Origin of the sequence: Sphaerospermopsis sp. FACHB-1094 (genome assembly GCF_014696195.1) — a bacterium.
Taxonomy (GTDB): domain Bacteria; phylum Cyanobacteriota; class Cyanobacteriia; order Cyanobacteriales; family Nostocaceae; genus Sphaerospermopsis; species Sphaerospermopsis kisseleviana.
This window is the reverse complement of the sequence record NZ_JACJPT010000144.1, coordinates 1-11336: the sequence shown is the minus strand read 5'-3', so window position 1 is coordinate 11336 and position 11336 is coordinate 1. Positions and strand designations below refer to the sequence as shown.

The 11336-nt window shown below is 38.6% G+C and carries 12 protein-coding genes and 1 pseudogene; 6 read left to right on the top strand and 7 right to left on the bottom strand.

The window, feature by feature from the left end:
- Positions 1-422, bottom strand: a 422-nt coding sequence (locus H6F47_RS24885) for a helix-turn-helix domain-containing protein (protein WP_190651481.1), incomplete at its 3' end; no start/stop codon positions are given.
- Between the two features lie 441 nt (positions 423-863).
- On the opposite strand from H6F47_RS24885, the gene H6F47_RS24880 reads away from it, so the two are divergent.
- Positions 864-1466: a Crp/Fnr family transcriptional regulator gene (locus tag H6F47_RS24880; protein ID WP_096572008.1), complete on the top strand. Its 603-nt coding sequence runs from the start codon at positions 864-866 to the stop codon at positions 1464-1466.
- 144 nt (positions 1467-1610) lie between these two features.
- Positions 1611-3248: an iron uptake porin gene (locus H6F47_RS24875; RefSeq protein ID WP_190651479.1), complete on the top strand. Its 1638-nt coding sequence runs from the start codon at positions 1611-1613 to the stop codon at positions 3246-3248.
- A gap of 205 nt (positions 3249-3453) precedes the next feature.
- On the opposite strand, the gene H6F47_RS24870 is transcribed toward H6F47_RS24875, so the two are convergent.
- Positions 3454-3696, bottom strand: coding sequence for a hypothetical protein (locus tag H6F47_RS24870; RefSeq protein ID WP_137668615.1), 243 nt, complete (start codon positions 3694-3696; stop codon positions 3454-3456).
- A 190-nt stretch (positions 3697-3886) separates the two neighbouring features.
- Complete coding sequence (locus H6F47_RS24865; protein ID WP_190347974.1) at positions 3887-4264, bottom strand: hypothetical protein; 378 nt, start codon at positions 4262-4264, stop codon at positions 3887-3889.
- 142 nt (positions 4265-4406) lie between these two features.
- On the opposite strand from H6F47_RS24865, the gene H6F47_RS24860 reads away from it, so the two are divergent.
- Positions 4407-5078: a conjugal transfer protein TrbI gene (locus H6F47_RS24860; RefSeq protein ID WP_190651477.1), complete on the top strand. Its 672-nt coding sequence runs from the start codon at positions 4407-4409 to the stop codon at positions 5076-5078.
- A gap of 7 nt (positions 5079-5085) precedes the next feature.
- Here the strand turns inward: H6F47_RS24860 and H6F47_RS28710 are convergent, their stop codons facing one another.
- Complete coding sequence (locus H6F47_RS28710; RefSeq protein WP_255427166.1) at positions 5086-5211, bottom strand: hypothetical protein; 126 nt, start codon at positions 5209-5211, stop codon at positions 5086-5088.
- A 285-nt stretch (positions 5212-5496) separates the two neighbouring features.
- On the opposite strand from H6F47_RS28710, the gene H6F47_RS24855 reads away from it, so the two are divergent.
- On the top strand, positions 5497-6738 hold the full coding sequence (locus H6F47_RS24855) for an S-layer homology domain-containing protein (RefSeq protein ID WP_190651475.1): 1242 nt from the start codon (positions 5497-5499) through the stop codon (positions 6736-6738).
- A 173-nt stretch (positions 6739-6911) separates the two neighbouring features.
- On the opposite strand, the gene H6F47_RS24850 is transcribed toward H6F47_RS24855, so the two are convergent.
- Positions 6912-8285, bottom strand: a complete 1374-nt coding sequence (locus tag H6F47_RS24850; protein ID WP_190651473.1) for an ATP-binding protein — start codon at positions 8283-8285, stop codon at positions 6912-6914.
- Positions 8286-8692: 407 nt separating this feature from the next.
- On the opposite strand from H6F47_RS24850, the gene H6F47_RS24845 reads away from it, so the two are divergent.
- Entirely contained in the window at positions 8693-9013 is a 321-nt protein-coding gene (locus tag H6F47_RS24845; RefSeq protein WP_096572014.1) for a DUF3155 domain-containing protein, read from the top strand.
- 411 nt (positions 9014-9424) lie between these two features.
- Here H6F47_RS24845 and H6F47_RS24840 read toward each other — a convergent pair whose 3' ends face one another.
- Entirely contained in the window at positions 9425-9955 is a 531-nt protein-coding gene (locus H6F47_RS24840; RefSeq protein ID WP_190651471.1) for a cofactor assembly of complex C subunit B, read from the bottom strand.
- A gap of 191 nt (positions 9956-10146) precedes the next feature.
- Between H6F47_RS24840 and H6F47_RS24835 the strand changes: the two genes are divergently transcribed.
- Positions 10147-10716, top strand: coding sequence for a DUF3611 family protein (locus tag H6F47_RS24835; protein ID WP_187040224.1), 570 nt, complete (start codon positions 10147-10149; stop codon positions 10714-10716).
- Positions 10717-10774: 58 nt separating this feature from the next.
- Here H6F47_RS24835 and H6F47_RS24830 read toward each other — a convergent pair.
- Positions 10775-11248 (bottom strand): annotated as a pseudogene (locus H6F47_RS24830) (Uma2 family endonuclease); the annotation flags it as partial.
- Positions 11249-11336: the final 88 nt, after the last annotated feature.

Here is an 11336-nt window from a genome sequence, read left to right as displayed (position 1 = left end):
TCATAAGTTTTTATCCAACCAATTACGGGTACTTTTACCTTTCTGTAGTCAATTTTTATGACACCATCTAAGGTAAAAGAATCATGTTTACCCTTTTTCTTAAACTTAAGAAACCCTTTACTTTTTTTGAAGAAAGATTTAAAAGCATCTGACAAATATCTTAATGCGTATTGAGGGGCGCATTTAGACACTTCATAATACCAAGGATGGGTAGATTTAATGGCTGCTACTAACCATTTGTGTAAATCTATGGCTGTGGGAAATTTGATTTTGTCTTCTGGTTGCAGTTTGTTATGTAATAATACCTGTTGACAAAGTGCTAAACCTTGATTCCAAGCGTGTCTGGCTACTCCTGCGTTTTGCGCCAGTAGTAGTCGTTGTTGCTTGTTAACTTTGAGTTGGGTTTTGAATCCTAGTAGCATACAGTGATTTTACTGTAATTCTGTCACAAAGCAAAAGATGACAGGAAATTTTCAGTAAATGTGAGTATTTGTTAGTATTGGTTAAGAAAACAGTAACTAGCTACTAACCCTTGATATATCTTGCTTTTTACCTGTAAAGTTTTCATATTTATTCAGCAAACCCTAAATAACATACATTTCACTAAAAGCTTACCTATTCTTAAACTTTTAATATTACAGTCAATGCAAGATAGCGTAAAAATATCTTCCATCTAAAATCTATTAACCCAAGTTGCTAGTTAGGAATAGGAGTCAGGAGTCAGGAGAAAGAATGAATTATAATGGTGTTCCCTGCTTTTTTGCTGTCTACGTATCCTTCTTACTTTGATTTGAGAGCCTTTCTTGCAGAACTAGCAACTTACGTTATTTAAATTTATACCTATTATACCCATCTAACTAAAAATGATGTTTTCCACAACTGAAACCCTCATCTACCCTAAAAACAAACATTTAAACCAACAAATATTTACTCGTCGGTCAATAATTCCAGTCAGCAATGATGTATTGTGGCGTATTGATCGAGGGTTAGTTCGTACCTTGACTTGGAATGAAGATGGAACATATATCACCTTGGGTTATTGGAGTTTAGGAGATATAGTTGGCTATCCTTTGTCAAAAGTCAACCCCTACCATATTGAGTGTTTGACCAGTGTAGAAGCGACTTTGATACCGCCCCATCTCTGGCATGAAGAGATAAAGGCATTATTGCACTACATTCAGCAAACAGAGGAACTTTTAAGCATATTACATCGTAAGCCAACTTCTCTAAAGTTGTGGAAATTTTTGGTGTGGTTGAGTGAAAAATTTGGTCGGGATATAGAACAGGGTAAGTTGATTGATTTAAATCTTACACATCAAGAGATATCAGAGGTGTTGAACACAACGAGAGTCACAGTGACACGACTATTGCAGAAATTTGAGGAAGAAGGAAAAATATCACGTCATAGACGCAGTGTTGTGCTGAATTTACAGACCCAATTAACCAGTATTTCTTCCAAAAATTAACTTAAAATATTAATTTGGGACTTGTGCTGGATACCATAAATAATATATAGTGAATACAAAGAATTTTATGTGTAAATGCCCTGAAAACTTCGGGTATTTTATCATAATCATCAAAATTCCTTAGGTGTGAGTGAGAGTAAAAACATGACAAAACTATTTTGGAATGTTCTAAAAGTTAGTCCAGTTATTGCAGCTACCTTGCTGTCTGCTAACAGTGCCTTAGCAAACGAAGTCAATCAACAAGCAACCAGTGTTGCACAGTTATCTCAGGAAGCTAATAGCATCGGTCAAGTAACATCCGTTTCTCAATTTTCCGACGTGCAACCCACTGACTGGGCGTTTCAATCTTTGCAGTCATTAGTTGAGCGTTACGGTTGTGTTGCAGGTTATCCTAATGGTACTTTCCGCGGTAATCGTGCTTTGAGTCGGTATGAATTTGCAGCAGGTTTGAATGCTTGCTTAGACCGAGTTAACGAATTGATTGCTACAGCTACCGCTGACATGGTAAGCAAGGAAGATTTAGCTACCTTGCAACGGTTACAAGAAGAGTTTTCTGCTGAACTAGCAACTCTGCGTGGTCGTGTAGATGCTTTAGAAGCTCGTACTGCTGAGTTAGAAGCTAATCAGTTTTCTACTACTACCAAGCTGAGAGGGGAAGCGATTTTCAGTGTGTCTCAGGCTTTTGGGGATAAACAAGCTGATCAAGACAACAACCCCAATAACAATCCTAATTTAGACAGCAACATAACTTTCTCCAACCGGGTGCGGTTGAGTTTAGAAAGCAGCTTCATGGGTACTGATGTGTTGCAAACCCGTTTACAGGCTGGAAATATTCAATCATTGGATAGTTTAACTGGATCTGCTTCGACTGGGACTAGAATGACCCGTTTAGGCTATGAAGCTAATACTGGTACTGGCAACTCAGTTGAAATTGACAAACTCAACTACGCTTTCAACTTTGGTGAAAAAATCCGTGTCAGGATTGACGCTGTTGGTGGGGAGTTGAATGAAAACGTGAACGTTTTCAACCCTGACTTCAGAAGCAGTGGTACAGGTGCGCTATCCCGTTACGGACGTTTCAGCCCTATCTATCGCCTAGCTCAAGATGGTGCAGGTATCACTGTTAACGTTAATCCTCAAGGACCATTGACTTTAAGTGCAGCTTATTTTGCTAGAGGTAGAAATGACGCTGCTAATCCTGCTATTGGTCAAGGTTTGTTTGATGGTAGTAACACTATTTTCGGTCAGATAGCATTCAAGCCAAGTAAAGCCTTAAATCTAGGTTTCGCCTATGCTCGCTCTTATCAGTCCGCTGGCGAGGTAAACTTATTGGGTAGCACAGGTAGTGCAACAGTAAATGGAAATTCTACTGTTCCTGTTGAATCTGACAACTACGGCTTACAGTTGACCTTTAACCCCAGTGATAAAATTACATTAGGCGGCTGGGCTGGTTACACAACTGCTAATACTGTCACTGGTCCTGCTCAAAGTGCAGATATTTGGTACTGGGCAGCGACATTAGGTCTGAAAGATTTGGGTAGAGAAGGTAACACTTTGGGTATAATATTTGGTCAACCTCCTAAAGTTACTGGTCGCGAAGTTGCTGGTACATCAGTAAATGGAGAACCTAGCACTTCTTACCATTTAGAAGGTTTGTATAAGATGAAGCTCACCGACAACATTATGATTACTCCTGGTTTGTTGGTGATCTTCAATCCTGAACACAACGATAACAATGACACCATTTATGTAGGTACTTTGCGTACAACCTTCAGCTTCTAAGTTGAGTTAGTTGTGATGTAGGCGTTTGATTAAACCTACAAATTTTAACCCGCCCAAGGGCGGGTTTTTGTTTGGGAAATTGTCAGAATCAGGATTTCCAGGATTAAAGGATGAACAGGATTAAAACTAGGATTTTCTCACCTGTTACCAAATTACCCATAGGACTTACCTTTGGTAACTAGCCGTAGGTAGGTGATCGCCTCAACTAAGTCACTGTTTTTACTGATTTAATACCCTGGCTGCATTTTTGAACCAACAACCAACGGTCAGAATCTTGATCTAATGCTGGTTTGAGACGGAAATTAAATACTTCTTCCCATACTTCTACCCCATACTGACTAACAAAATCAGCTTCTAAAATTTTGAATTGTTGCCAGTTGCGATCGCTAATTGCATTCAGCATAGGAACAATAGTATTTATAGGCACTTGAGTAGCTGTTTCACTCATTTGGGTAATCCTCAAAAATACAGATTATTGGCAGGGGTTCATCTTCTGTGTTGATAATCTCGACTAATCGCTTACCTTTGCTTCTAGCAAGTTTTATACAACGCTCCTCCGTTGATGCTGCTCATCTGTCATGCTGATTTTTGTGGGCTGTTTTGTTTATTTTGGGAATCAGTAGTTGTATATTTGCTGTCTAAACTTGCTGTAATTCTTGTGCAAATTGAAGTCTGGGTAATGGTTCTAGTGGAGTAACCACAGGGGAGTAGTGGCAATAACAAATCACTACTGATTCAAACCCACCCACAGGTAAATTAGGTACATATTCCTCAACTCTTGTCACTTCCCAATCACCTACCCTGCTATGGGTACTCGCACCTGGAAATTGAGGATCAATAAATTTTTCAACTGTGTGAAAATCTCTTAGTCTGTATCCTGGTTGGGGAATTGGTTTTTTGGAACCATCGTAATGTTCTGCAAGTATATCAGTACAAGCACCTGTGTGAGCTAATAGCATTTGTTCCCACTGTTGAGAGCTTGCATCCTCAGCTTTAAAAATAATGTACTTACTCATCTTTTTTGTCCTCTTGGTAACTGGGAAACTGAGTCTCACCCTGAAAAACGCAGTCAACTACTAACGGATAACTGATAATAGAAGAAACTATCCGGGTCAACCCACGTCATCAAATCTATCCACATCATTGGAAATATCATATATGAGAAGTCTTATGAGTTGGCAGTCTGGAACTGCGGCACTGATGACAATAGCCATTACTACAGGTGCTGTCACCCCTTTATTTACCTTTGCTCCTGCTCAAGCACAATTCAATATTAACCAACCCCGAACCATTACCATTCCGGCAAATGTCACCTTACCTGTGACTTATGAAAAAGAGAAAGTAATTGTAAATCCTGGAGAAAGATTACCTCTAACGCTGAGAATAGCTAATGATATTATCGACAGTAACAGAAATGTGTTGATTCCGGCTAATACTGAGGTGGTAGGGGAGTTACAACCGGTGAACCTGCCTAACAGTAACAATAAAAAAGGTGTACGCTTTGTAGCTAGAGAATTAGTATTTGCCAGTGGAAGACGGCAGCAGATTAATGCTAATTCTCGCACTATCACCGAAACTGAAAAAATCTCCAAAGGAACTGATACTGGACAGGTTTTAACTGATGCTGCTATTGGTGCTGGTGCAGCTACTGTGATTTCACTACTGACAGGTAACAAGAAAATTGAAACTTTAGAACCTATTGGTGGTGCTGCTGCGGGTGCTTTAGCAAGTGTGCTGTTGCGGAAGAAACAGGCTGATGTTTTCGTTTTGCGGACGGAAGAGGATTTAGATATCACACTTTTGTCTAATTTGGTACTATCTCGTAACTAGACTTAACTTAATTGCAGTCGTGAGTTTTATGATGCTGAAAAAGCGATCGCCATTGCAAATATTGTGTGCGATCGCTTGATTTTATGTTAAAAACAATATTTAATAGATGACTAAAGTAGATGACTAAAGTCATAATTCACTGCTGTTACTAAATTCGTATTTCTATCAATGACAGTAAACCTAAAAGTAAAACTATTTACAAATTCAAGAAACAACTGGGAACAGTTTAAGGTGAAAATTGTCTAAGTAGTTAACAGAGTAGATAACAAAAAAAACAAATAAAGCAGTTACTAGGTGGGTTAGGACAAACAGTGATTATCAAAGTCAGATAGCAAAAGACTTTTCATGTTTTTCCTATCCCCTGTTAAAAGTTACCTGTTCCTTGTTCCTTCTTATAATTTTTACAGGAGTAAAATCAATGTTTACTTTAAATCGCTTGCAATCAAAAACAGCCTTATTCATGGCTTTGAGTGTCACAGTTGGCAGTGTAACACCTTTAATAACATCTGCACCAACCTTAGCACAAACTGGTTTTTCTGATGTTTCATCTAATTATTGGGCATCACAATTTATTCAACAGTTATCACAACGGGGTGTAATTGCGGGATTTCCTGATGGTACATTTCGTCCAGAAGAACCGGTGACACGGGCGCAGTTTGCAGCCATGATTAATAAAGCTTTTAGCAAATCTTCACAGCGGCAACCTATCAATTTTAATGATGTCCCTAGTAATTATTGGGCATATAACGCCATTAGACAAGCTTACTCTATTGGTTTCTTATCAGGATATCCTGGCAATGTTTTTAGACCTAATCAAGCTATTCCCCGTGAACAAGTTTTAGTTTCTTTGGCTAATGGTTTAGAATATGCTGCTACTGGTAATGTGGAAAGCACTCTACGATTATTCAATGATTCTGCAAGTATTTCTGGCTATGCTCGTACTCCCATTGCTGCGGCCACTGAAAGAAGTATTGTCGTCAACTATCCTAATGTGAGATTTCTCAATCCTGGTGTAACTGCAAGCAGAGCGCAAGTAGCGGCTTTCATTTACCAAGCTTTAGTGAGTGCTAATCAGGCTGCGACTATTAACTCACCTTATATTGTAGCTCTGCAAACCACACCACCACCAGTTACAACTGTTACCATTCCCCAAGGAACAGTGATTCCTGTCAAGTATGAACGGGCTGAAAAAATTCTAGTAACTAAAGATGAAACTGCACCTTTAACTTTAACCACATCACAAAGTGTAATTACTCAAGATGGTAGAGTAGTGATTCCTGCGGGGAGTCAGGTGATAGGTGAACTTAGACCGGCTCAAGGTGGTTCTCAATTTGTAGCACAAAAATTAGTTTTAACCACAGGGCAAGAATATAATGTGAGTGCTAGTTCTGATGTGATTACCAAAGTGGAAACTGTGAGGAAAGGCACTAGCACCAGTTCAATTATCAGAAATACTATATTGGGAGCAGGAGCAGCAGCAGCAGTATCTGCGGTGACAGGCGATCGCGCCGTGGCTACAGAAGAAGTTCTCGGAGGTGCTGGTATTGGGGCGCTGATTGGTCTTTTCTTTGGTAGAAATAGTGTGGATTTAATTGCCATTGAACCTAACACAGATTTAGAAATGACAATTAATCAAAATCTATTAATTTCTGTGCAATAGTGGTGATGGGTGATGGGTGATTGGTGATTGGTAATTGGTAATTGGTAATTGGTGATTGGTGATTGGTAATTGGTAATTGGTAATTGGTGATTGGTGATTGGGAAAAATAAAATTGATTACCCAGTCCCCAGTCCCCAGTCCCCAGTCCCCAGTCCCCAGTCCCCAGTCCCCAGTCATCTATCACCTACTTCCGGCAACCAAATAATAAAAGTAGTTCCTGGATGTTTTGGGGAAGTAATATTTGAATTTAATGCAGGGCTAAAAACTTCGATTTCTCCTTGCATTTGTGCGATTAATTGTTTGGCGATCGCAATTCCTAAACCGGTTCCAGGAATTTCTGTTTGTGCTTGTACACCGCGATAATGTCTTTCTCCTAAATGCTTTAAGTCTTCTGGAGGAATACCAGGACCTGTATCACTAATAGCTAAACCTTGAAAATTAGCTTTTTGCAGTCCGGTTTGAATCCAAATTTTCCCGCCAGCAGGGGTATATTTCAAGGCATTATCAATAATATTACTCAATACTTCTCTTAATGCTTTGATATTAGCTTTTACTAATGGTACATTTTCAGGGATATCTGCTATTAATTCTAGATTTCTTTCTTGGGCAATAGCTTGAGCCGATATTAATAATGGTACTAATAAATCTTGTAAGTGACAATCAATAATATTTTCTCCTGTTCCTGGTAATAATAGGGGTGGGTTAGCTGGTTTCTGTACAGATGCCTCGACAACAATTTTGGATTCTGGCAGTTTAGACTCTGGCAGGGGAATGGGGGTTAAATCTGTATCTGTTAAGTCTATAACTTGATCAAATTGTTGTAATAATTCTTGGAGGCGATCGCTTTCCCTAACTATACTGGTGGCTACATCTCGGTTAGGATCTGCTGGCCGCAATCTTTTAAACAGCAGTTTCCCAAAGGTGCGAATAGCTGTTAAAGGGTTGCGAAACTGGTGTAAAAGATTATCCAATAAATCCCGTTGTTGTTCTTGCAGAAGTTGTTGTTGATGTAATTGTTGTTGTAACCAAACTTGACGCTGATCTAAAATACAGGCGATCGCTAGGGTTTTAGCTATGCGTTGAATTTCCCTTTCTTCCGATTCATTCCAAGGTCGATCTTCTCTTCCTGTCACCAATAACCCCATCATCACACTTTCATAAATCAGAGGTAACACAATTTGATTACCACTGAATATATATTCATCTTCTAAATTTGGTAGGGGTGTATTTGTATTTTCTGACTCCGGGGATGGAGGATCAGAAGCTGAACCTGCTGTCAATAACTTTCCCCGCTGGTCTGGTAATGCCAAAATTTTACTAAATTTTATTTGCTTGTTGTCTTGACCCTGAACCAGATCCTCGGCTTGTTTTAATCTTACTGTCTCTGGGTAAACCACCACTGGAATTAATTGCGCCTCACCTGTGGGAGTGTCTACTAATTCTTGAGTTAAATAGACAACACTCAAAGACGCTCCCAGTCCTTGGGTTAACAGAGATATTTGCTCTTTGCATAGAGCAATAAAATCAGAACTAGCAGAAATTAACATTTTTAGTTCTTACTCAGGATTATGGACTAGCGGCTGATAGCAGGTAACTGGGGATTGGGGATTGGGTTATTAATCTTCCCCTGCTCCCCCTACCTCCCCTGCCTTCTGCTGTACTAAATATTTTATAGCGTTTTCCAGTCTAATGAATTACACAGCAATTTATTCTCTGTTCCCTGTTCCCTATTCCCTAAGACCAAAAAACTTGATACATTTCCGAATTTCTAGTGATTTATACTGTAATGTACACGATACTTTGCTACTGATAATTTTTCTAAATTGCTAACAGATGACTTTAGTTGTATCAAAAGGTTAAAAACCATTGATTTTTTCAGTTATAACTTATATAATTACGACGGGTTTTGTAGCTATGACTACAAACTTATAGCTTGAAAGAGGAGGACAATAGGTTGGCAAGGAGACGCAAACGGAAAAGTCGTCGTCGTCAGGAAGGACGACGGATTCTAGAACACGTACCTCAGTACAGCATAGAAAGTGGCGAAGATAAACCTGTGACAGCAGCGAGAAAATTCATTCAAGCTGAAGGTATCTTGCCTCCTGCCTTGCTACTTGTAAAACGCAACGAACACACTACAGACCGTTATTTCTGGGCGGAAAAAGGTCTGTTTGGCGCTCAATACGTAGAAGAGAATCATTTTCTATTTCCTAGTCTGAGAGTGTTGGAAACTCCAGCTAGTCAACAAGAATTAGTGGCTGTGGCAAGTCGCTAAGTTCTAAAATTATCTCTTACGCATTGAATCCTAATTCTTACTTCTGACTGTGGCATTAATTAACTGGCAAAATTGATCAGTTTATGCAAAAATTCAATTTTTTTTAAGTTTGTAGCTGAACTGTCAGTAGAGCTAATTCAATTTAGATTGTCAAACCCTGTGCAGTTTTAGATTGCATGGTTTTATATCTAAGATAATCATACAGGAGGGAGTAGCAACAAAATCAAGCACACAAGAATATGTTTTGCTTAGATATAATGAGCTTTAATTGCTAAATGTATCTAAAAGCAAAACTACCCATATAAGATTTGGTGTGTTTCCTCCCTACTGTTCTCTTTCCTCAAAAGTCTGTCAGAAGTTAGCAATTCATCATCAGGATGCGATTATCAAGCCTGGACTAACAAATCAAGTTTAGTCAACCATTTTTAACTGTAATGCCTTTTGTAACTCAGCGAGTTCATCACGATGGGCGATGACAGTAATTATACTTGAGGAGTGTTGTTCATTTGGGGTAGACTCCATTTTGAGTGACACTTTCTCAAGTCTTCCTGCTTTGCGCCAATAAAATATACCACTTAATGGTGACAGCAGGACTAAAACCAAGAAAAATGGACTGTGACTAGAAAAAAGCTGAGATAAAACCAAAGAGAGGCAAGCAAAACCAACTGCGGCTAAAATAGTTAAGAATATAGCTAAAAACCAGCTAGGTCTAACAAATCCTTCAAAATTAACCTGATTCCTTTCTTTCTCTATAGATGTTACACGGTAGGAACGGGAGCGAAAATACTCCTTGAGTTGGTTCATCAAAGTAGCTTCATCTTGCTCAGAAGTTAACTGCGCTTGTTCGGTGCGTTCTTTTGTAGAAGCACGAATAAAGAAAAATAAGCCTACTGATAAAAGTAAAGTGAGTAGGAAAGTAGATTGCACAATAGTATTACCCATAATTAATTTTGACTTTTTGATCTGACATATACATTATCAATTATTCTGGAAGTTAAGGGAAGCAGTGATGAGTGATAGGTGATTGGTGATTGGTGACTGAGAATAATTATTTAATTACCCATTACCCATTACCTATTACCTATTACCTATTACCTATTACCTATTACCGAATATATTTAATATTTAGATTTATGACACAAAATTTTGAAACCCCATCCTCTAATATTAGAGCGATCGCCCAAATGTTTCGCCTAGCAGGTTGGATTAGTTTTTGGATACAATTAGTTTTAGGGGTAATTTCTGGTATAATAGTGATATTATTTGCCTTTTTTAGTCAAAGACCAGGAAGCCCTAGTAATAATCCCGGAACAGGCTTTGGTGTGTTTTTAGCGGTTTGTGGACTAATTGTTTTAGGTGCGGGTATTTACTTAGCCTATAGGTATACAACAATTGGCAAACAATTAGAATCCTCAAATCCTAGTAACCGTCCTCGTAAGCTGGAAAGTGTGCAAGTATTAAGATTAGGGTTATGGGTAAATTTAGGTGGAATTTTAGTCACACTGTTAGGAGCGCAAGCGATTGTAGGTACACTGGTTGCTAGGTCAATTTCGCCACAAGCAGTAACAACGCAATTATTTGACCCCACTCGGATTATTAGCGGTTTAGATATGCTTGTAGTACAGGCAAATATAAATACTGTATCAGCGCATTTTTCAGGACTTATAGCTTCACTATTTTTATTAAATCGGATTACAAAGTAGGTTGGTAATGGGTGATTGGTGATTGGTGATTGGTGATTGGGATAAATGCTATTATTAATCATGGAAAATTAGGTACTTCTAAAATAAATCCTGGTAAAACATCTTCTCCTGATAAAGTTGTCGGTAAGGATAGAATTTCTACAGGTTGATTTTGACGATAAATTTCTACTTGTTGATTTTGGGGATCAATTAACCAACTTAAACGTAAACCACTATTCAGGTATTCTCGCATTTTTTCCTGTAATTGAGTTAAAGAATCGGTACGAGAACGTAATTCTATGACAAAATCAGGACAAATTTTAGGGAATTTTTCTTGTTCTTCAATGCTTAAAGCATCCCAACGTTCATTAGCTACCCAAGCGACATCAGCAGAACGTTTACCACCATTAGGTAAAGTGAAAATAGTGGAAGAAATAAATACTTTTCCTAGCTTAGTTTGACGATTCCAAATTGCAACATCAGCATTAAATTCTGATTCTCTATTACCACTAATTGCACCCACTGGAGGCATAATAATTAGGGGTTGCTGAGAAAGTCTTTCCGTGAGGGCATAGGAGTCAGGAGTCAGGAGTCAGGAGTCAGGAGGAGATTTGAAAATTTCTTTGCCATCTCTTGAAATC